We start from the raw sequence: 21,232 nt of genomic DNA on the forward strand, positions 1-21,232 counted from the left end.
CGCGCAACACGCAGCAACCGCCATACCTCGTTCGCTGCAATGCAACGCGAAATCGATGCGTGGACGTGCGCGCGCTGCTCGATCCACGTGATGCGAAATCAAAGCTGGCCCACCGCTTGCGGTGTCATTCACGTTCGGGATGCGCATGCGCATCCGCCATGCTTGAGGACACCACGATGAGCGATACCACTCCACTCAAGGCATACCGGCATCCGGCAGGAGGCTGGGGCTCGGCGAAAGCGGTTGCGTCGATCCTCGTGCAGGAACACGTCGTAGTGCCAGGCAGCCAGATACTGATGCACCAGAACAAGCCGGACGGCTTCGCGTGCGTCAGCTGTTCATGGGCGAAGCCGGCGGATCCGCATCTGTTCGAGTTCTGCGAGAACGGCGCCAAGGCAACCGCGTGGGAGATCACGAACAAACGTATCGACGCGGATTTCTTCGCCGAACACACGGTGACCGAGCTCATGTCGAGGTCCGGCTTCGAGCTGGAGTCGTCCGGACGCTTGACCGCTCCGCTGCGCTACGACCCGGACACCGACCGCTATGTGCAGACCACCTGGGAACACGCATTCGCGGACATCGCGCGCGAGTTGCGAGCGCTGGACCCGAAGAGCGTGGTGTTCTACGCGTCGGGTCGCGCATCGCTGGAAACGTCGTATATGTACCAGCTGCTGGCGCGAATGTACGGCACGAACAACCTGCCCGACAGTTCGAACATGTGCCACGAGAGCACGTCCGTGGGTTTGCCGCCTTCGATCGGCGCGTCGGTCGGCACGGTGACGCTCGAGGATTTCGATCACACCGACTGCCTGTTCTTCTTCGGCCACAACACCGGCACCAACGCGCCGCGCATGCTGCATCAGCTTCAGGATGCGCGTAACCGCGGCGCGAAGATCCTCACGTTCAACCCGCTGCGCGAACGCGGGCTCGTGGAATTCGCGAACCCGCAATCGGTGCCTGAGATGCTCAAGCCAGGCGGCACGCAGATCAGCACGCAATACCATCAGGTCAAGGTGGGCGGCGACGCGGCCGCGATAGCGGGCCTCTGCAAGCATTTGATCAAATGGGACGACGCGGCGCGCGCGAAAGGCGAGACGCCGGTGCTCGATCACGCGTTCATCGCGGAGCACACGCAAGGCTTCGACGCCTTCGTCGATGCGATGCGCCGACTCACATGGGAGGAGATCGAGCGGCACTCGCAACTGACGCGCGAAGCGCTTGCGGAAGCCGCTGCCGAATACGCGGCCGCGGAGCGGGTGATGGTGCTGTACGGGATGGGCATTACGCAGCATCGCAGCGGCGTGCACAACGTGCAGATGCTGGTGAACCTGCTGCTACTGCGCGGCAACATCGGCAAGCGCGGTGCGGGCATCTGTCCGATTCGCGGCCATTCGAACGTGCAGGGTCAGCGCACGGTGGGCATTACCGAAAAACCCGCGCTCGCGCCGCTCGACAAGCTGAAGGAGCTCTACGCGTTCGAACCGCCGCGTGACACAGGACTCACCACCGTCGATACCTGCAAAGGCGTGCTGGATGGCAGCGTCAAGGCATTCATCGGACTGGGCGGCAATTTCCAGGTCGCGACACCGGATCATCATGTGATGGAACCCGCGTGGCGCAACACGCGCCTCACGGTGCAGATCGCGACGAAGCTCAACCGCAGCCATCTGCTGCACGGCGAGGTGGCCTATCTGCTGCCCTGCCTTGGACGCATCGAGGTGGACCGGCAGGCAAGCGGCGAACAGGCGGTGACGGTGGAAGACAGCACCGCGTGCATCCACGGTTCACATGGCTATGCGGAACCCGCTAGCGACATGCTGCTTTCCGAGCCCGCGATCGTCGCGGGCATCGCGAAAGCGCTGCTGCCGCGCAATCCGCACGTCGACTGGGACGCATGGGTGGACGACTACTCGCTGGTGCGCGATGCGATCGAGCGCACGTATCCCGACCAATTCAAGGACTTCAACCGGCGCATGTGGCAACCCGGCGGCTTCCATCGTCCGTTGCCGGCCACCGAGCGGACCTGGAAAACACCGAACGGGAAGGCGAATTTCATCGTACCCGAGACGCTCGACGAAGACGCCGACATGCCCTCCTCAGGCCCCGACGTGCTGCGCCTGATGACGACACGCGGCGACAGCCAGTTCAACACCACCGTCTATTCGCTCGACGATCGCTTCCGTAGCGTCAAAGGCACGCGCAACGTGCTGTTGATGCATCGCGACGACATGGAACGGCTCGGCTTGAGCGAAGGGGATGCGGTCTGTATTTCAACGGTCTCCCGGGACAACGTGACGCGCGAAATTGACGGTATGCGCGTGCATGCGTTCGATATTCCGCGCGGCTGCCTGATGGGCTACTACCCCGAATGCAACCCGCTGATTCCGCTGTCGCATCACGCGGAATCGAGCAAGGTGCCGGCCGCGAAATCGATACCGGTGCGATTGAAGAAATCGCACCGGGTGGTGGCAGAGGCGGCGTGAATCAGCGTTGAGTCAGCGCCGCTGCGCCTTCTTCGCTTTCGGCGACTCTTGCGCTTCTTCATTCAGCGCGTCTTCATCCGGCGCGAACGCATCGCCGACGCGATCCGGTTCGATATCGCTGTCGAACTGCAACGTCTCGTCACCGTCGGCCGCGGCGCGCTCGCCGGTGCCCGCGCGGTCCGTATCGCTATCCAGCTCCGTGTCGCCGGTTTCCAGCGCGTGGTTGTCCAGCTCGGTATCCCGATCGAAGTCGTGACGCTTCGCGCCCGCCACGTCGCTCCCGCTATCCGACGAGTCGCTCGGGCCCAATGCGCCTGTGGTGTTCCCTGGGCTGCCTTTCTGCGGCAATTCGTTGTCGGGGTCCAGTGTGCTGCTGGTCATGTCGATCTCCTTTCATCACACATCCGGGTGCGGATCGCCGCTCTGCCTCATTGGGCGGAACAGATCGATCGTTGTCCTGATGTGGATCCGCATGCGGCGTTCCAGCATGCGCGACACGATGCAGCTCAATGCCCTTCCCGCTCCTTCAGCCGCGCGCGATGCGCGGCGACCTTCGCGCGATTGCCGCAGATCGCCATGCTGCACCAGCGGCGCGCGTGACCGCGCGTGTGGTCCGCGAACAGCAGCGTGCAGCGCGGCCCTTCGCATGCCTTCACGTGTGTGAAGTCTTCGTCGCATACCAGCTTCGCCAATGCTTCCGCAATCGGCATCAGCAACGATTCCGCCGAAGTCCAGCGCCGGTTCTCGCGGAATTCGAAGCGCGCGGCGCCCTCTTCGACGTGCGCGACGACCTCGCCAAAGCGCTCGTCGCGCGCCAGCAGCTGATTCAACGGTGCGAGTTCGCGCGCGTCTTTCGCCGTCAGCGGCCGGCCCTTGCGCTTCTGCACGAAGCCTCTGAACCATTCGCGCAGCCCGCGCGCCTGGTCCGCAACCGCATCGAGCTGCGCGGCGGTGGACTGCGCGCGCATTGCCGCAAGCGCGGCAGCGGGTACGAGCCCGGCCTGTTCGAGCCAGCCGAGTAGCCCTTCGCCATCGCTGATCCAGTCGACTTCCTCGTCCACCGGCGTGGCGATCGAGTTCAGGAAATCGAGTCCGGGCGCGTCGGCCACCAAGATCGCGGGAATCTGACGGTAGTCCATAAGCAACCTGACGAATGAATGACGATCGGAATCACGATGAAAATAGTGTAACCACTAAAAATCATCTTGACAAGTTACATATCTCGTTAGTAACCTCTAAAACATAAATTTGCAGGTTACATAGAGCACGACAGACAGGTGTGCGTCACGAGCGGCAACCTTTTTCTTCAAAGGAGCAGGACATGTCTCTTGGCAATGTGAGCGCGGTGCTGGTGCACGGCGCATGGGCTGACGGATCGAGCTTTGGCAAGGTGATCGAGCGTCTGAAGGGTCACGGCATCCGTGCTGTCGCGGCGCCATTGCCGCTGACGTCGCTGGGCGACGACGTGGCCGCGCTGGATCGCACACTGGAACGGATCGACGGGCCGGTCGTGCTGGTGGGGCACGCGTACGCGGGCGCCGTGATCGGTGCAACGCGGGCGCCGAACGTCGCCGCGCTCGTGTATGCGGCCGCGCTTGCGCCGGACGAAGGCGAAACCGTCGCGGATGTGTTCTATCGCGACGAGACGCATCCGCAGGCGCCGAAGCTCGCGCCGGACGCGCACGGCTGGATCTGGCTTCCCGACGACGCATTTGCATCCGCATTCGCGCAGCACGCGACGCCAGAAGAGCTTGCGGTGCTCGCCGCGGTGCAGCGGCCGATTGCTGCGGTGTGCATTGGCGAAGCGGTGAAGCGGCCGTTGTGGAAGGACGTGCCGAGCTGGTTCCTGATCGCGGAACAGGACCGGATGATCAACCCGGCGACGCAGCACTTTATGGCGCGCCGGATGAAGGCGCACGTGCGTTCGTACGACGCTGATCACACGCCCATCGTCACGGCGCCCGATGCAGTCGCGAACGTGATCGTCGAAGCCGTTCAGTCCGTTGCCGCGCGATAAGCGCACTAACTTTGTTCACTGCATTCGAGGATAGAAATCATGAGCACCATCACCTATCGCCGCGCGAACGTCGACGGCTTCAACGTGTTCTATCGCGAAGCGGGCCGCGCGGGCGCGCCGAAGCTGCTGCTTCTGCACGGTTTCCCGAGCTCCAGCCACATGTTTCGCGATCTGATGCCGCTGCTCGCGGACCGCTTTCATATCGTCGCGCCAGATCTGCCGGGCTTCGGGCAATCCGATCTGCCGTCACGCGACGAGTTCGCGTATACGTTCGACAACCTCGCCAACGTGATCGAGCGCTTCACGGAAGTGATCGGCTTCGACCGGTTCGCGGTGTACGTGTTCGACTACGGTGCTCCCACCGGTTTTCGTCTCGCACTCAAGCACCCCGAGCGGATCACGGCGATCGTTTCGCAGAACGGCAACGCGTACGAAGAAGGCTTGAGCGACGGCTGGAACCCGATTCGCGCGTACTGGAAGGACCCGTCGCAAGCGAATCGCGATGCGCTGCGCGCGCTGCTCACGCACGAGACGACTGTGTGGCAATACACACATGGCGTGAAGGACGCGGCCTCGGTATCGCCCGACGGCTATTCGCTCGACGACTTCTACATGAGCCGTCCGGGCGCGCACGAAGTGCAGCTCGATCTGTTCCGCGACTATCGGAACAACGTCGCGCTGTATCCGGAGTTTCAGGCGTATTTCCGCACGCATCAGCCGCCGTTTCTCGCGGTGTGGGGCAAGAACGATCCGTTCTTCCTGCCTCCGGGTGCCGAAGCGTTCAAGCGTGACATGCCGAATGCGGAAGTGCGGTTCTTCGATACCGGGCACTTCGCGCTAGAAACGCATGCCGCGGAAATTGCGGCGGTTATCGCGGAGTTCTTGCTGCGATAACCCAGGCGCCGGATCAGTTCGGGCTGGATGTGGAGCGGATCGCGGGCTGGGGTGCAGCGGAGGGTTGAACGATTGCTGCGCGCTGTCGGCCGATCTGCAGGATCGCGACGCTACCGAGTATCACGACGATCGCGATCCCCTCCAGAATGCCGATGCGCTCTCCGCACGCCTGGCCGATCAACAATGCGACGACAGGCGTGATGTAGGTCGAACTCGAGGCCGCAACCGCACCCAGTTCCTGAAGCAGAAAATAGTAGATCAGGAATGCGATACCGGTTCCGAAAATCCCGAGCCCGACGATAACTCCGGTTGCCGCGCGCCAATCCGTGAATAGCCGCCCGATGCCCGTGAAGTCCGTCGCCAGTGCCAGCAGAATGAGCGCGATGCCCATCTGCCATGTGACCAGCGCTAAAGGCGGCAATTGATGCGGCGACAGAAAGCGGCGTACGTATACGTACGACAGCCCAAAGACGGACGCGCCAGCCACCATCCACGACACGCCGACCGGATCGATAGGGCTGGACGCGCCTTCCCACGGTCGCGCAATCAGCGCGATGCCGGCGAATCCGCATGTCACGCCAAGCGCCATCAGCCAGTTGAGCTTTTCCGATCGCAGGAACAGCACCGAGAAGAGCGCGGTGAACAACGCGATGGAGCCGCCCAGCACACCCGCGATGCCCGAAGGCAGCAGTGCGGTTCCTTTGACGATCGACACGTAGTAGAACGCCGTGGCCACGGCGGCCATCACGAAGAAGTGAGGCAGATGGCGCACCTGGCGTCGATTGATCGCGCGTGCGCGCCATGCTGCACACGCCAGCGGCAGGAAACCAAACAGCACCCGCAGGAAGGCGATCTGCGTGGGCGTGATGAGAACCGAGGCCCACTTCATGTAGATGAAGTTCGATCCCCAGACGAGTCCGAGCAGAACGAAGGCGAACCTGGTCAGCTTCATCGTGCTTTATCCGACGCTGAGGTAAGCCACCAGTAGAGCAAAGCGCAAAAGCTGCCGATAGAACGGAAGCGGCGTCGGTATGGGATGCAGGCGTCAGGTGGTCGAATACAATGAACTTCATGACTCCGCGCATCGACCTCCGCCCTGCAACCCCGGCCGACGTGCCGTTTCTCCTGCAGCTTCGCAAGCTCACAATGACGGAGCATCTGCAACGAATGGGCGAGCCGGTCGACGAAGACGCCCACTTGCAGCGGGTCTGGTCGAATTTCGATGACGCACAGATCATTCGCGCGAATGACGAAAGCATCGGGCTGCTCAAATTGAACCGGGCGCCTGACGAGTGGCATGTGCACCAGATCCAGATCCTGCCCACACATCAAGGCAGCGGCATCGGCAAGCGCGTCTTGAGCGCAGTATTGGACGAAGCAAGATGTAAGGGCGTGCATATGTCGCTGAGCGTACTGCACGGAAACCCGGCGCGGCGACTCTACGAGCGGCTCGGCTTCGAAGTCGTTACCGAAACTTCCATCGAGGCGACGCTCAGGTGGCGTCCGTAATATTCCCCGTTGTGCAAGAATTCCCCTGAGCAACGGACCCCTCCGACACGAGGAATCGACCGACCATGACGCGCCGCCCCCGTCTCCACCTCGCCGCAACACAATACGTCGCGCTGGCAGCGTGCATCGCGCTAACACTGCCCGCACTCGCGCAGACCGATGCCACCACGCAAGCCGCCGCACCAGTAATCCAGGCGAGCCCCGCGATCACCAAACTATTCGCCCCCACCGGCACCTTGCGCGCGTCGATCAACCTCGGCAATCCGGTGCTGGCCACCCTCGATCCCGCAACCGGCAAGCCCGTTGGCGTTTCGGTCGACCTCGCCACCGAATTCGCAAAACGCCTCGGCGTGCCGCTCGAACTCGTTGCGGTCAAATCGGCCGCGGCATCCGTCGATAACGTCGATCACGATCAGGCGGACATCGGCTTCTTCGCCGTCGACCCTAAGCGCGGAGATGAAATCAGCTTCACGAGGCCGTATGTGCTGATCGAAGGCTTCTACCTTGTGCGTGACGCCTCGCCGATCAAGACCAACGATCAGGTCGATCGGGCGGGCGTGACCGTCGCGGTCGGCAAAGGCAGCGCGTACGACCTGTACCTCTCCCGCGAATTGCATCACGCGACGATCGTGCGCATTCCCACGTCGCCGGCTGTGGTGCAGAGCTTCATGGATCAGCATCTGGACGTGGCGGCAGGCGTCAAGCAGCAGCTCGAAGCCGACGCCGCTCAAACCAGCGGGCTGCGTCTGCTCGATCAGCGCTTCATGGTGATTCGCCAGGCAGTCGGCGTACCTAAGGCAAGAGGGAACGACGCAGCGGCGTATCTATCGCAATTCGTCGAAGCGATGAAGGCATCGGGGTTCGTGGCAGCGTCGCTGGCGCGCCATCATATTGCGGGAGCGACGGTCGCTAAAGAAAACGACTGACGCTCACTGCTCCGCTAGCGCGTAGTGAACCGAGACCTGCCCTTTCTTCTCTTTGACCTTAGAGATCGTCACCTTGCCCACCACACCCGACGACGTCACATGCGTTCCACCGCACGGATACGCCGGTTGCGGTCCAAAGCCGATCTTGCGCAAACTGCCTTCCAGCGTGGTGTGACGCGGCAGATCGCCCGCCACCTGCTCGTTCACCAGACGCTCGATAACGTCGGGTGTCATCGGCTGCAACGCTTCGCCGCCTTCGAACACGACGCGCGCTTCGCCAGGCCAGTGATGCCCCTTCACCGCGCGCCAACCTAGCGTCTCGCCGATGTAGCCGATCAGATGGCCGGCCGAGTGAAGCCGCGCGTGCAGCAAACGCGGCGCGGGCAGCACCTGAAGATGAGCCTCGCCAACGGGCACCGCCCGGTCGCAGACGTGGATCACCTGCTCGCCATCCTGCGTGACGCGAATCACGTTCGCCTCGCCGATCGTGCCGACATCCGAAGGCTGCCCGCCGCCTTGCGGATGAAACAGCGTGGCAGACAGCATGACGTGATACGTGCCGTCGTCGGTGGGAGCACAGCTGATCACGGTGGACTGTGCGTCCAGTTCGTCACGCTGCAGATAGAGACGTTGCGTCATGTTGCGTTTCCTGTTCGAAGAGCTTGCCTACGATCGATGCATCGTAGGCGGAACGGAACCGCGTCGCTTGTAAAAAATTGATCGAGCGACGCAAACGCGAACACCACGCGAAGATGACGCGCTTACGTTTGATATCCGGACGGCGCAACGCCGAACGCTTGCCGGAACGCGCGATTGAAGTGGCTCTGGTCGTAGAAGCCGACCTCCTGCGCAACGTCCGCGATCGCCTGCGGGCCGCGCGACAGCAGCGAACACGCACGCTCCAGCCGCAGCCGCACGAGCCACGCATGCGGCGTCATGCCGATGGTCTGCTTGAACTGCTTGAGAAACTGGAAGCGGCCGAGCCCGCACAGCGCGGCCAGTTCATCGAGGGTGATCTTGTCGGCGAGATGACTGAAGCAGTAGTCCCGCACGAGTCGCCACTGCACCGGCGACAACGCGCCCTTCACGTTTTCGGGCACTACCGCGCGCGACTGTGCGAACAGAAACGCCAGCAAGGTCAGCCATTCCGACTGCACTTCGAGGCCGCTCGCGCCGTTGCTGCGATGCATCGCATCGTGCAGCCGCAGCAGATGACCCGCAAGCACCGGGTCTTCGAGCAGCGTGCCCGTGAATGCCGGCTCGCGGTGCATGCCGCTGATTTCTTCCGCCACGCTCGCGACGAGTTCCGGCGCCAGCCGGAATGTCTTCAGCGTGTACGCGCTGTCGCCTTCCGGCATGCCGTCGTGAATCTCGCCGGGCGGCATCAGGTAGACGCTCCCGGGCGCGAGCCATTCCGTTCTGCCGTTGTTCCGCTGACGCTGCACGCCTTCGGTCACGATGCCCACATGCACATCGAGGTGAAAGTGCCGTTCGAAACCGAATTCCGCGAAGCGCGCCGTGCCCAGCACGAGGCCGGGCACCTCGGAAATTCGCTGGTATTGCACGTATTCAGGCATGGGAATGACGCAATGAGGGGCGCGATGACGCGTGGATTGCTGTTTGGCCGCACCAGTATAGCGGCGGCGCGCGCAATCAGCCGGCGGCGAGCTTCCACCCATCGGACGAAAGCGCGAACGTCGTACACGACAGCGGCACGACGTCGATTCTGGGCACCGCGTCCTGCTCGGCGCGCAGCGCATGCAGGATCGCGGCGCGAACCACCACCGCGTGCGTAATCGCAATCACATCGCCCTGTGCCGGCAACGCATCCATCCACGCACCGACGCGGCGCAGCACGCTTTCGAACGACTCGCCGCCATGCGGCGCGGAACGCGGATCATGGATCCAGGCGTCGAGATCCGCGGGCGCGTCGCGAGTCACGTCGCGCAGGCGCTTGCCGCGCCAGCAGCCGTAGTCGGCGTCGCGCAGCGCCGCATCGATGCTTGCCTGCACGCCCAATGCCACCGCGCTTTGCCGCGCGCAGCGCGCGGGGCTGCACAGCACCGTCGTCGCTTCCGTTGCAATCGACCATTGGTCACGCAGCGCGGTCGCTTCGGCAAGGCCCCGCTCGTCGAGTGGGTCGTCGTCCGGAAAGCAGCCGGCGCGCATCGCGTGGGTCGCGGCATGCGCAACGAGTCGCAGCGATGCCTGAGCGCTCACGCCGTACCCCACGCCATCCGACAAAGCCCGGAAAGGCTCTTGCAATCGGTTTTCAATGGCCCTACGTTCACGCGTACAATCCCTCGTTACGAAATGCGGAAGCCGGTGCAAATCCGGCGCGGTCGCGCCACTGTAACCGGGCATAGCGAATCCCGGAAGCCAGACCCCGTTTCGACTCTCCCTTAAACCTTCCATCGGGGCGCGATACCCCCAGAGGTGCCATATGAGCGAAGCAGTCCTGAAGCCGGCGGTTGCGCCGGCTCCCATCCCGGTTCGTGAACTCCTGCCATGGGTCGTGTTCGTCGGCCTGATCCTGCTGCTCGCAATCTACTTCGTCGGCGCGGAAGAAGGCGCGACGTCGATCGTGCCCGGCATGTACGTGCATGAGTTCGTGCATGACGGCCGCCATCTGCTCGGCTTCCCCTGCCACTAACGCGGAGTTCAAGATGGTCGGAAAATTGCTCATGCGCGGGATGCTCGCAGGCATCGCCGCGGGCCTCCTCACGTTCGCATTCGCCAAGGTGGTCGGCGAACCTCAGGTCGATCAGGCGATTTCGTTTGAAGCGAAGCTCGACGCCGCCAAGGGTGAAGCGCCGGAACCTGAAATCGTCAGCCGCCACACGCAGGCGGGCCTCGGTCTTCTAACGGGCGTCGTCACCTATGGCGCCGCGTTCGGCGGCCTCTTCGCGCTCACCTTCGCGTATGCGTATGGCCGCGTCGGTCGCATCGCGGCGCGGCCGTTGGCTGCGTGGCTCGCGCTCGCGGCATTCGTCACGCTCGTGATCGTGCCGAACATCAAGTACCCGGCGAATCCACCTTCGGTGGGCGACCCGGAAACGATCGGCTATCGAACAGGCCTGTTCTTCCTGATGATCGCGATCTCGATCGCGACGATGGTGTTCTCGCTGAACCTGCGCCGTCATCTGTCGGCGAAGCTGGGGCAATGGAACGCATCGATCGTGGCGGGGCTCGTGTTCATCGTGATCATCGCGGCGGTGCAGCTTGGGCTGCCCGTGATCAATGAAGTGCCGGCGGCGTTCCCGGCGGTCGTGCTGTGGAAGTTCCGCGTCGCGGCGATCGGCATGCAGGTGATCATGTGGACCACGATCGGCCTGCTGTTCGGCGCGTGGGTCGAGCGTGGCGCGCTGGTTGGGTCGCGCGCCTGACGAGCGGCAGTTCGCGCCGCGAAGCTAGCGGCGCTTCATCAGCCAGATGAAGAAGAGGCCACCCAGCGCGGCCGTCGCGACGCCAACCGGCAGATCCTCGGGAGCGATCAGCGTGCGCGCCGCGACGTCGACCCAGATCAGGAAGATCGCACCAAGCAGCGCGGTCGCTGGCAACATCCGCCGATGATCAGCGCCGACGAAGCGTCGCGCGATATGCGGAATCATCAACCCGACAAAGCCGATCGAGCCGCTCATCGCGACCATCACGCCAGTCATCAGCGAGGCGACCACGAACACGCGAATGCGCAACGAAGTGACGGCGATGCCGAGCGTCGTCGCCGTCTGATCGCCCGCCATCACTGCGTTCAGCGAGCGCGCGGACGTCGTCAGCATCACGAATCCGCCGGTCAGCACGATGGCCGGAATCGCGAGCAAATTCCAGCGCGCAAGCCCGAGACCGCCGAGCATCCAGAACAGCACCGATGACGACGCACGATGGTCTCCGAGGAACAGCAACAGGTTCGCCATCGCCATCAGGAAGAACGACACCGCGACACCCGACAGCAGCAGCCGGTCGGAATTCAGGCGGCCATGCCGCATCGCCACGGACATCACCACGAGCATCGCAAGCAACGCGCCCGCGAACGCCGCAACAGGCAGCGTTGCGATGCCGATCGACTCGCCCACGTACAGAATGACCACCACCGCGCCGAGCGTCGCGCCGGATGTCACGCCAAGCAGATGAGGATCGGCGAGTGCATTGCGGGTGACGGCCTGCAACACCGCGCCCACCAGCGCGAGCCCCGCGCCGACCAGCCCGCCCAGAATCACGCGCGGAAAGCGGATCAGCCAGACGATGCTGTATTGGCCGCCGGTCCAGGCCGCCGACGCTTCGTGCCCGGTGAGCCACGCGACCACACGGCTCGACAGGATCTTCCATGTCACCGCCGGCGCGATCGGCACCGGGCCAATGCCGACTGCCACCACCACCGAAACGGCAAGCAGCGCCAGCAGACAGCCGATCAGCAGCGTATGCCCGAACGACCGGGCCTCCATAGCAGTCACCCAGGCCGGGCTCGATGACGGTCGGCTCATCTCGTCACAGCCCTCGCCTGACATCGATGAAGACCGCCATCATGGCTGGAACGCGGCAGGATGCAGCACCTTCGCGATCGTCGCGATCGCGCGCACATTGGCGACGCCGGGAGTCGCGTCGTCATATGGCACGACGATGAAGCGGTTGTGCTTTACCGCATCCATGCCGTTGAGCGCCGGATTGTCACGCAGGAACGCTTCCTTCTGGGCCGCGGTGACATTCCCATAGTCGACGATCACGATCGCCTGCGGATTGCGCGCCACCACCGTTTCCCAGTTCACGCGCGTCCAGCTGTCGTCGAGATCGTCCATCACGTTGCGGCCGCCCGCGGCCGCGATCAGCGCTGTCGGGATCGCCTCGCGGCCCGCGGTAAATGGCCGGTCCTCGCCGCTGTCATAGACGAACACGCTGACCGGCTTGCCGTCGTGGGCCGCTTTCGACGAGATCGCGCGGATCTTCGCGCGCATGCTTTCGATCAGCGCATTGGCACGACTCTCGACATCGAAAATCGTGCCGAGGTTGGCGAGATCGCGATACACGTCGTCGAGCGACGCGGGCGGCCGCTTCATCACGTGCGCGCACGATTCGGTCAGTTCGTAGACCTTGATGCCGAGCGGCGCCAGCGTGGCGGGCGTGACCTCGCCGCCCACCTTCATTCCGTAGTTCCAGCCGGCAAAGTAGAAATCCGCGTTCGCGCCCACCAGCGTCTCGACGGACGGATATTCCTTCGAAAGCTCCGGCAGCGAGCCGAGCGATTGCCGGAGTTCATCGGTGCCGGTGTTCCAGCCGCTCACGCCGGTGTAGCCGACCATCCGGTCCTTCAGGCCGAGCGCGATCATCATGCCGGTCAGATTCACGTCGTTGCTGATCGCGCGTTGCGGCGGTCCCGCAAACGTCACGTCACGGTTGCAACTACGGATCGTCACGGGATAGGTGGTGGCCGACGCCGTCGACAAGGTGGCCGCGGCCAGCCATCCGGCGGCGAGTGCGCCGGTCGTCAGACGCAGCATCAGGCGAAACAACGGGCGGTTATGCACGGGCGTTCTCTCCATCGGTGAGCAAGGTAATGCGTGGATAGCGGGACACGGGATGGGCGTCGACGATCGCCCGAACTTCGAATACGTCCGCAAGCAGCGACTCGGTGATGACCTCACGCGGCGTGCCCTGCGCGACGATCTCCCCGTGGTGGATCACGTACAGGCGATCGCAAAACGCCGCGGCCAGATTGAGGTCGTGAATCGTCGCCAGCGTGGTGATGCCCATGCGACGCACCAGCGACAGCAGTTCGATCTGATGCCGCAGATCGAGATGATTGGTCGGCTCGTCGAGGATCAGCAGCGAGGGCTGCTGCGCCAGCGCACGCGCCAGCAGCACGCGCTGCTTTTCGCCGCCGGAGAGCGTGTCGAAATTCCGGTCGCGGCATGCCGACAGACCGACCCGTTCGAGCGCTCCGTCCACGATGGCGGCATCCTCCGGCGTATCGCCGCCAAAGCGGGTCTTGTGCGGCGTGCGGGCCATGTAGACGACGTCGAGCACGGTCAGCCCGAAGTCCTCCGGAAATTCCTGCAACACGACCGCGGCGCGCAACGCGAGCCACTTCGGCGACTGCTTCCAGATGTCTTCGCCGTCCACGCGTATCGTGCCTGCGGACGGCGTGGTGTAGCGAAACGCACAGCGCAGCAGACTGGTTTTGCCACTGCCGTTCGGTCCGATCAACCCGACGAACTCACCTGGCTGCGTCGTCAGGCTGACCGAGCGCAGCACTTTCGCGGCGCGCTCACGCTGCGCGCCGGGCGCCCAGTCGACTTCGGATAGCTGCAGTGTCGACATTTGCGACTCTCCGCCGGCCGCGAGCAGCTGGCCTAGAACGTATAGGCGAGCTTCGCGAACGCCGTGCGGCCCAGCGAGTTGTACCCAGCAGCCGTGATGTACTGCCGGTTGAACACGTTCGACAGGTTCGCGGACGCAGTCAGATGCGCGTTGATCTTGTACGACGCACGCAGGCTGACCGTTGTATAGGATCCCAGAGGAATCGTGTTCGCTTCGTCGTCGAAGGTCGTGCCGCCGTACAGCAGCGAAATACCCGTGCTGAGCGCGTGCAGATGCAGTTCGTCCCACGTGTGATCGACACTCACGCTCGCGGTCTGACGCGGGCGCCGATTGAGCCACGTGCCATCCGACACGTCCTGCGGATCGAGCAGACCGACCGCGACGCTCACCGCGGTCGTCGACGCGATCGTCCCCTTGTACGACAGATCGACGCCCTTGATGTGCACCTCGCCGATGTTGCTCGGGATGAACGTCTCCGCGTCGTACGCGATCAGATCGTGCACGCGCGTGTCGTACACCGCCGCGGAAAACTTGCCGAACGACGTGTTCGCGTCGAGCGCCGCTTCCACCGTATCGCTACGTTCGGGCCGCAGGTTCGGATTGCCGAAGTCCGGGTAGTACAGCTCGTCGAAGGTCGGCAGGCGGAATGCGTTGCCGTACGAGAGCCGCGCCGTGTAGACCGGTGTGATCGCATACGACAGCGCGACGTTGCCCGTATTGACCGGCTGTCCTTCCGCGATCTCGTGACGTCCCGCCAGGAACACCGTGAACGCGCCGAGCGTCGTCGACTGATGCAGCGACACCGCGGAGTCGTTGCGGGTCGGCACGCCATCCGGAATGTCGATGGGCAGGAAAGCCTGCTCGCGCGAGAAGTCGTAGGCGAGTTTCGTTTCGCCTGACAGCGGCAGCCCGAACAGCTTGAAGCCGCGCTCCTGATGCGTCAGCGACGTCGACGTGCTCAGGCGCGTCGAATCGATTTCATCGGTCGGAATGGTCGGGTCGGCCGCGTAGAGGAACTGACGGTCGGTCGAATAACCGACTGACTGATCGAACTGCGTATCCGGCGCGATATCGAAGTGGAACGCAAGGCCGGTGGTCAGTTGGTGATCGCGCTGCCAGTCGTCGCCGCCGGCGTTGTCGTACGAAAGGTTCGACTGGTGATACAGCATGAAGCTGGACACCGACCAGTCGCCGTGCGCGTAGCCGAGGCGCGCATCGAAGTCCTGCGCGTGATACGGATTGCGGCCGTCTTCATGACCGTACTGCCAAGGCTGCGTCGAGTCGATGCCGGCGGTGTTGTAGTCGTGAAAGCCTAGCGAATACGTGAGTCCGGCCAGCGCCGACAGCGGACCGGTCGACGGCACGGTGCCGCTGGTGCGCACCTGCGTATCGAAGGTCTTGTTCGAGCCGCCGCCGAACGACACCGTGGTCTGGTTCGGCTGTCCCGACGCATGGCGCGTGAACAACTGCACGACGCCGCCCACCGCATCCGCGCCAAACGAAGCGGCCGCGGGCCCGGAAATCACTTCGACGCGATCGAACGCCGCGGTCGGCAGGTCCGCCCATTCGGCGACGCCCAGCGTCGAGGAGCCGACGCGAATGCCGTCGATGAACACCGCGACCTGTTCGCCCGTCGAGCCGCGAATGCTGACCGACGCCGACGAACCCGGCCCGCCGTTCTGCGACACCGTGATGCCGGGCAGCGTAGCCAGCGCATCGGCGATGCTGGGGTCGGCGGGAGACAGGCGGTCGAGGTCCTGGCGCGTGAGCACGTTGGTCGTCGCATAGCGCTGGTCGAACGACTGCGGCAGATGCTGCGTATCGCCGGTCACGACGATATTGGGCAGCGTGATCTGCGCGGCGGATTGAGCAGCCTGCTGAGAGGCGGAATCGTCCGCGGCGTGGGCGGCCTGCGCGCCGAACGAAAGCGCGAGGACCGTACACGTGCCGGCTACGGCAACGCGACGGCACAAAGCTCCCTGGACGGGAGTCATTTTGACGATGGTGGTGGACATGACAGATCCTGAGGTCGGAACTGTCCTTGCAACATGCATCCGCGCAATGCGGTGCTGGCGCTTCGGGACACCCCGCCCTTTGCGGCTGCTTGGACCTCGGTTGATGGCAGGTCTCCTGGCTCGCGGGTCGCTGCCCGTGCCGACCTTCCCGGATGTGTCCAGTGGTCGCGATTGGCACGAGCTCGCCGCTTACAGTTGCGGGGGCAGCCGCAGACTCGAAGCATGAGCGCTTCTACTGCGTTCCCTTTTGATCCCGGTGACGGGAACCATCAGGGCGCAAGCGTAACGATTTATGCGCGATGCAGTCAATGTTCGTGGGCCACGGGTGTTGCATAACGGCCCACGCGAACGGCAAACGCGAGCCCGCTATCGACGCATCCGCGACGACGCCCAGTCCGATTCGCGCGCGAGTTCGACGAACGCCTTCAGGTAGTCGATCGATGCATCCGCTTCGCGCGTACCGAGGAAAATCTGCTTCGCGATGCCCTCCTTGCCGAGCTTCACCGGCATCACGGGAATACGGTCCGCGTATTCGTCCGCGAGCCAGCGCGGCAGTGCGGTCACGCCGCGACCGCTCGCCACCATCTGCAGCATGATGTCGGTGGTTTCGATCGTCTTGTGCCGTCTCGGCACGACACCCGCTGGTATGAGGAACTGGTTGTAGATGTCCAGCCGGTCGGTCTCGACGGGGTACGTAATCAGGATCTCGTCCGCGAGCTGCTCGGGCTTCACGTAACGCGCATTCGCCAGCCGATGCTGCTCCGCGACCACCAGCACCTGCTCGTAGTCGAACACAGGTTCGAAGCGCAGGCCCTGCTTCTGCAGCGGATCGGGCGTGACGAGCACATCGATGTCGTAGCCGAAGAGCGCACCGATGCCGCCGAACTGGAAGCGCTGCTTCACGTCCACGTCGACGTCCGGCCAGCGCGACAGATACGGCGACACGACCTTCAGCAGCCACTGGTAGCACGGGTGACATTCCATGCCGATGCGCAGCGTGCCGCGCTGACCTTCGGCGTACTGCTTCATGCGCGCCTCGGCCAGCTCGAACTGCGGCAGCAGCCGGTTCGCGAGCGCGAGCAGATACTGGCCGGCTTGCGTGAGCCGCAGGCTACGGCCCTCGCGGTCCCAGACCGGCGTGCCGAGCTGCTGCTCGACTTTCCTCACGGTGTGACTCAATGCGGACTGCGTGAGGTTGAGCACGCCGGCGGCGGCCGTGAGCGAGCCCTGCCGTTCGACTTCGCGAATGATGACGAGATGGATGCGTTCCAGCATGATTTCACCAATCCATGAACGAATTTAATCGATGAATGAAATAATGCCATTTTATTTCATGCATCGAAATCCCTATCATCGGGCCTGTCCTTTTTCAATTCGCCTCACAGGTCCCACATGGTCACGACGCACAATCTCGGTTTCCCGCGCATCGGCGCGAAGCGCGAACTCAAGTTCGCTCTCGAAAGCTACTGGAAAGGTCAATCGTCGCGCGACGAACTGAAGGCACTGGGTGCGTCGTTACGGCAGCGCCATTGGGCGCAGCAGCAAAGCCTCGACCTCGTGCCGGTCGGCGACTTCGCGTTCTACGACCAGGTGCTCGACATGAGCTTCACGCTCGGCAACCTGCCGGAACGCGTGCAAGGCTTCCACGGCGATGCGCTCGACAACTACTTCCGCGTCGCGCGCGGCCGTTCGGCGCAGGGTGCCGAAGACCATAGCGCATGCTGCGGCGGCGTCGCGGCGGGCGAGATGACCAAGTGGTTCGATACGAACTATCACTACATCGTGCCGGAATTCACCGCATCGACGAGCTTCTCGCTCGACGCATCGCGCCTCGTCACGCAGCTGACCGAAGCGCGCGCCGCCGGCGTGACGGCGAAGCCGGTCATTATCGGACCGGTCACATATCTGTGGCTTGGCAAAGCGAAGGACGACTCCGATCGCCTCGCGCTGCTGCCGAAGCTGCTGCCGGTGTACGGCGCGCTACTCGACACGTTCGCGGCGCAAGGTGTGGAGTGGGTGCAGATCGACGAGCCGGCGCTCGTCACCGAACTCGATCCGGCGTGGCAACAAGCATTCGTGACGGCCTACGAGGCGCTGGAGACGCGCCGTGTGAAGCTGCTGCTCGCCACGTACTTCGGCCAGTTGCAGGACAACCTCGCGCTGGCGTGCAAGCTGCCGGTGGACGGTCTGCATATCGACGCGATCAACGCGCGCGACGAAGTCGCCAAGGCCGCGCAAACGCTGCCGGCCGACCGCGTGCTGTCGGTTGGCGCGATCAACGGCCGCAACATCTGGAAGACGGACCTGACCGCCGCGCTCGAATGGCTCGAACCGCTCGCGAAGACGCTCGGCTCGCGGCTGTGGATCGCGCCGTCGTGCTCGCTGCTGCACGTGCCGGTCGATCTGGAAAGCGAACAGAAGCTGGACAACGAAATCCGCTCGTGGCTCGCGTTCGCGCTGCAAAAGCTCGACGAGCTGAAGGTGCTGGCTGGTGCGTTGAACCATGGCCGCGCATCGGTGGCTGACGCGCTGGCTGCGAACGCCGCCGCGATCGAAAGCCGCCGCACGTCGCCGCGTGTGCACAACCCTGCCGTGAAGGCTGCCGTCGAGAAAATCGACGCGGCGCTCGGCAAGCGTACGAGCGTGTATGGCGATCGCGCGAACAAGCAGTCCGCGATCCTGAACCTGCCGGCGTATCCGACCACGACGATCGGCTCGTTCCCGCAAACCGCCGAGATCCGTCACGCGCGCAGCGAGTACAAGGCCGGCAAACTCGACGACGCCGGCTACCAGGCCGCGATGCGTCGCGAGATCGAACGCAGCGTGCGCGAGCAGGAATCGCTCGGCCTCGACGTGCTGGTGCATGGCGAAGCGGAACGCAACGACATGGTCGAATACTTCGGCGAGCAGCTGGACGGCTACACGTTCAGCCAGTTCGGCTGGGTGCAGTCGTACGGCTCGCGCTGCGTGAAGCCGCCTATCCTGTTCGGCGATATCAGCCGCCCGAACGCGATGACCGTCGAATGGATCACGTACGCACAGTCGCTCACGAACAAGCCGATGAAGGGCATGCTCACGGGCCCGGTGACGATCCTGAACTGGTCGTTCGTGCGTGACGACCAGCCGCGCTCGGTGTCGTGCTATCAGCTCGCACTCGCGATCCGCGTCGAAGTGCTAGACCTTGAAAAGGCCGGCGTGCGCGTGATCCAGATCGACGAAGCCGCGCTGCGCGAAGGTCTGCCGCTGCGCCGCGCGCAATGGAACGAGTACCTGCGCTGGGCCGTGGAATCGTTCCGTATCACCGCGAACGGCGTGCGCGACGAAACGCAGATCCACACGCATATGTGCTATTCGGAGTTCAACGACATCATCGCGTCGATCGCCGATATGGACGCTGACGTGATCACTATCGAGACGTCACGCTCCGATATGGAACTGCTCGACGCGTTCGATCACTTCAAGTATCCGAACGAAATCGGCCCGGGTGTGTACGACATTCACTCGCCGAACATCCCGACGCAGAATCACATCGCTCAGCTGATGAAGAAAGCCGCCGAACGTATTCCGGCGGAACGCCTGTGGGTGAACCCGGACTGCGGCCTGAAGACGCGTCAGTGGGAAGAAGTGATTCCCGCGTTGACGAACATGGTTGCGGCGGCGAAGACGCTGCGTAGCCAGGCGCAGTAACGCTGACGCCGGTCCGCTGCGTGCTGCATGCCGCACGCGGCGCGCCGACGCAACGCACTATTCACATCACGTCCCGAGCCGGTCTCGGGACGCTTCATTTGGGCCCTCACTGGAGTCCTCTCCCGCCATGTTCGAACGCAGCCACTACACTCTCGACCAGATCGACCCCGAAATCACCGCTGCCATCCGTCAGGAAAATCAGCGGCAGGAAGATCACATCGAGCTGATCGCATCGGAAAACTACACGTCGCCGGCCGTCATGGAGGCGCAAGGTTCGCAACTGACCAACAAGTACGCCGAGGGCTACCCGGGCAAGCGCTACTACGGCGGCTGCGAGTACGTCGATATCGTCGAACAGCTTGCGATCGACCGCGTGAAGGCGCTGTTCGGCGCCGAAGCGGCGAACGTGCAGCCGAATTCCGGTTCGCAGGCGAATCAGGGTGTCTTCTTCGCGATGTTGAAGCCCGGCGACACGATCATGGGCATGAGCCTCGCGGAAGGCGGCCACCTGACACACGGCATGGCGCTCAACATGAGCGGCAAGTGGTTCAACGTGGTGAGCTACGGCCTGAACGCGCAGGAAGACATCGACTACGACGCGCTCGAAGCCGAAGCGCGCGCGAAGCAGCCGAAGCTGATCATCGCGGGCGCTTCCGCGTTCGCGCTGCATATCGACTTCGAGCGTATCGGCCGCGTCGCGAAAGCGATCGGCGCGTATTTCATGGTCGATATGGCGCACTACGCGGGCCTGATCGCCGCGGGCGTGTATCCGAACCCGGTACCCCACGCCGACTTCGTCACGACGACGACGCACAAGAGCCTGCGCGGTCCGCGCGGCGGCGTGATCCTGATGAAGGCGGAACACGAGAAGGCGATCAACTCGGCGATTTTCCCCGGCATTCAGGGCGGTCCGCTGATGCACGTGATCGCTGGCAAGGCCGTCGCGTTCAAGGAAGCCGCATCGCCGCAATTCAAGGCGTATCAACAGCGGGTCGTGAGGAACGCAGCCGTGCTGGCCGAAACGCTGATCGCGCGCGGTCTGCGCATCGTCTCCGGCCGCACGGAAAGCCACGTGATGCTGGTCGACCTGCGCGCGAAGCACATCACGGGCAAGGAAGCGGAGCGCGTGCTGGGCGAGGCGCACATCACCGTCAACAAGAACGCCATTCCGAACGACCCGGAAAAGCCGTTCGTGACGAGCGGCATCCGTCTCGGCTCGCCCGCGATGACCACGCGCGGCTTCGGCGAAGAGGAAGCGCGCCTCACGGGCAACCTGATCGCCGACGTGCTGGATAATCCGCACGATGCGGCGACCATCGCCAGCGTGCGTGAACAGGTGGCCGCGCTCACGCGCCGCTTCCCGGTGTATCGCTGAGCTGCACTGAC

Annotated in this window: 20 protein-coding genes and 2 riboswitches; of the genes, 9 read left to right on the forward strand and 11 right to left on the reverse strand. The window is 63.8% G+C overall.

Annotated elements, in window-relative coordinates; genetic code table 11:
- Positions 1 to 176 precede the first annotated feature (176 nt).
- Entirely contained in the window at positions 177 to 2,486 is a 2,310-nt protein-coding gene (locus DVS29_RS01565; protein WP_164707820.1) for an FdhF/YdeP family oxidoreductase, read from the forward strand.
- 12 nt (positions 2,487 to 2,498) lie between these two features.
- Here the strand turns inward: DVS29_RS01565 and DVS29_RS37160 are convergent, their stop codons facing one another.
- Both DVS29_RS37160 and DVS29_RS01575 read right to left on the reverse strand, forming a co-directional pair.
- Positions 2,499 to 2,867: a chemotaxis protein gene (locus tag DVS29_RS37160; protein ID WP_164707821.1), complete on the reverse strand. Its 369-nt coding sequence runs from the start codon at positions 2,865 to 2,867 to the stop codon at positions 2,499 to 2,501.
- Positions 2,868 to 2,992: 125 nt separating this feature from the next.
- Entirely contained in the window at positions 2,993 to 3,625 is a 633-nt protein-coding gene (locus tag DVS29_RS01575) for a CGNR zinc finger domain-containing protein (protein ID WP_118178659.1), read from the reverse strand.
- A gap of 182 nt (positions 3,626 to 3,807) precedes the next feature.
- On the opposite strand from DVS29_RS01575, the gene DVS29_RS01580 reads away from it, so the two are divergent.
- Both DVS29_RS01580 and DVS29_RS01585 read left to right on the forward strand, forming a co-directional pair.
- Entirely contained in the window at positions 3,808 to 4,503 is a 696-nt protein-coding gene (locus DVS29_RS01580; protein WP_118178660.1) for an alpha/beta fold hydrolase, read from the forward strand.
- Between the two features lie 39 nt (positions 4,504 to 4,542).
- Positions 4,543 to 5,397, forward strand: a complete 855-nt coding sequence (locus DVS29_RS01585; RefSeq protein WP_118178661.1) for an alpha/beta fold hydrolase — start codon at positions 4,543 to 4,545, stop codon at positions 5,395 to 5,397.
- Between the two features lie 13 nt (positions 5,398 to 5,410).
- Here the strand turns inward: DVS29_RS01585 and DVS29_RS01590 are convergent, their stop codons facing one another.
- The gene (locus DVS29_RS01590; protein WP_118178662.1) at positions 5,411 to 6,349 is read right to left on the reverse strand and encodes a DMT family transporter; all 939 of its coding nucleotides are present in this window, start codon (positions 6,347 to 6,349) and stop codon (positions 5,411 to 5,413) included.
- Positions 6,350 to 6,468: 119 nt separating this feature from the next.
- Between DVS29_RS01590 and DVS29_RS01595 the strand changes: the two genes are divergently transcribed.
- Both DVS29_RS01595 and DVS29_RS01600 read left to right on the forward strand, forming a co-directional pair.
- Positions 6,469 to 6,906, forward strand: a complete 438-nt coding sequence (locus DVS29_RS01595) for a GNAT family N-acetyltransferase (protein WP_118178738.1) — start codon at positions 6,469 to 6,471, stop codon at positions 6,904 to 6,906.
- Between the two features lie 188 nt (positions 6,907 to 7,094).
- Positions 7,095 to 7,832 (forward strand): ABC transporter substrate-binding protein, encoded by a 738-nt coding sequence (locus DVS29_RS01600; RefSeq protein WP_240655422.1) that lies wholly within the window; start codon positions 7,095 to 7,097, stop codon positions 7,830 to 7,832.
- A gap of 3 nt (positions 7,833 to 7,835) precedes the next feature.
- Here DVS29_RS01600 and DVS29_RS01605 read toward each other — a convergent pair whose 3' ends face one another.
- From DVS29_RS01605 to DVS29_RS01615, 3 genes are all read right to left on the reverse strand, one after another.
- Positions 7,836 to 8,471, reverse strand: coding sequence for an alanyl-tRNA editing protein (locus tag DVS29_RS01605; protein WP_118178664.1), 636 nt, complete (start codon positions 8,469 to 8,471; stop codon positions 7,836 to 7,838).
- 122 nt (positions 8,472 to 8,593) lie between these two features.
- Positions 8,594 to 9,409: an AraC family transcriptional regulator gene (locus DVS29_RS01610; RefSeq protein ID WP_118178665.1), complete on the reverse strand. Its 816-nt coding sequence runs from the start codon at positions 9,407 to 9,409 to the stop codon at positions 8,594 to 8,596.
- Positions 9,410 to 9,485: 76 nt separating this feature from the next.
- Positions 9,486 to 10,052, reverse strand: coding sequence for a histidine phosphatase family protein (locus DVS29_RS01615; protein WP_118178739.1), 567 nt, complete (start codon positions 10,050 to 10,052; stop codon positions 9,486 to 9,488).
- 97 nt (positions 10,053 to 10,149) lie between these two features.
- A riboswitch (cobalamin riboswitch) is annotated at positions 10,150 to 10,219 on the forward strand.
- 56 nt (positions 10,220 to 10,275) lie between these two features.
- Here DVS29_RS01615 and DVS29_RS01620 point away from each other — a divergent pair.
- Positions 10,276 to 10,485 carry a CbtB domain-containing protein gene (locus DVS29_RS01620; RefSeq protein ID WP_118178666.1) on the forward strand — a complete coding sequence of 70 codons (210 nt, stop codon included), beginning with the start codon at positions 10,276 to 10,278 and terminating at the stop codon, positions 10,483 to 10,485.
- A 13-nt stretch (positions 10,486 to 10,498) separates the two neighbouring features.
- Positions 10,499 to 11,218 (forward strand): CbtA family protein, encoded by a 720-nt coding sequence (locus tag DVS29_RS01625; protein ID WP_118178667.1) that lies wholly within the window; start codon positions 10,499 to 10,501, stop codon positions 11,216 to 11,218.
- A 24-nt stretch (positions 11,219 to 11,242) separates the two neighbouring features.
- On the opposite strand, the gene DVS29_RS01630 is transcribed toward DVS29_RS01625, so the two are convergent.
- From DVS29_RS01630 to DVS29_RS01650, 5 genes are all read right to left on the reverse strand, one after another.
- Positions 11,243 to 12,313: a FecCD family ABC transporter permease gene (locus DVS29_RS01630; protein WP_338069316.1), complete on the reverse strand. Its 1,071-nt coding sequence runs from the start codon at positions 12,311 to 12,313 to the stop codon at positions 11,243 to 11,245.
- Positions 12,314 to 12,352: 39 nt separating this feature from the next.
- Positions 12,353 to 13,324: an ABC transporter substrate-binding protein gene (locus tag DVS29_RS01635; RefSeq protein WP_118178740.1), complete on the reverse strand. Its 972-nt coding sequence runs from the start codon at positions 13,322 to 13,324 to the stop codon at positions 12,353 to 12,355.
- Between the two features lie 19 nt (positions 13,325 to 13,343).
- Complete coding sequence (locus tag DVS29_RS01640) at positions 13,344 to 14,144, reverse strand: ABC transporter ATP-binding protein (protein ID WP_118178669.1); 801 nt, start codon at positions 14,142 to 14,144, stop codon at positions 13,344 to 13,346.
- Positions 14,145 to 14,176: 32 nt separating this feature from the next.
- Complete coding sequence (locus DVS29_RS01645) at positions 14,177 to 16,159, reverse strand: TonB-dependent receptor domain-containing protein (protein ID WP_240655413.1); 1,983 nt, start codon at positions 16,157 to 16,159, stop codon at positions 14,177 to 14,179.
- A gap of 88 nt (positions 16,160 to 16,247) precedes the next feature.
- Positions 16,248 to 16,445: riboswitch (cobalamin riboswitch) on the reverse strand.
- Positions 16,446 to 16,525: 80 nt separating this feature from the next.
- Positions 16,526 to 17,434 carry a LysR family transcriptional regulator gene (locus DVS29_RS01650; RefSeq protein WP_118178670.1) on the reverse strand — a complete coding sequence of 303 codons (909 nt, stop codon included), beginning with the start codon at positions 17,432 to 17,434 and terminating at the stop codon, positions 16,526 to 16,528.
- A gap of 117 nt (positions 17,435 to 17,551) precedes the next feature.
- Here DVS29_RS01650 and metE point away from each other — a divergent pair, with 117 nt between their 5' ends.
- The gene (metE, locus tag DVS29_RS01655) at positions 17,552 to 19,846 is read left to right on the forward strand and encodes a 5-methyltetrahydropteroyltriglutamate--homocysteine S-methyltransferase (RefSeq protein WP_118178671.1); all 2,295 of its coding nucleotides are present in this window, start codon (positions 17,552 to 17,554) and stop codon (positions 19,844 to 19,846) included.
- 127 nt (positions 19,847 to 19,973) lie between these two features.
- On the forward strand, positions 19,974 to 21,221 hold the full coding sequence (gene glyA / locus DVS29_RS01660; RefSeq protein WP_118178672.1) for a serine hydroxymethyltransferase: 1,248 nt from the start codon (positions 19,974 to 19,976) through the stop codon (positions 21,219 to 21,221).
- Positions 21,222 to 21,232: the final 11 nt, after the last annotated feature.

This window comes from Paraburkholderia phosphatilytica (assembly GCF_003443895.1).
Classification (GTDB): Bacteria; Pseudomonadota; Gammaproteobacteria; order Burkholderiales; family Burkholderiaceae; genus Paraburkholderia; species Paraburkholderia phosphatilytica.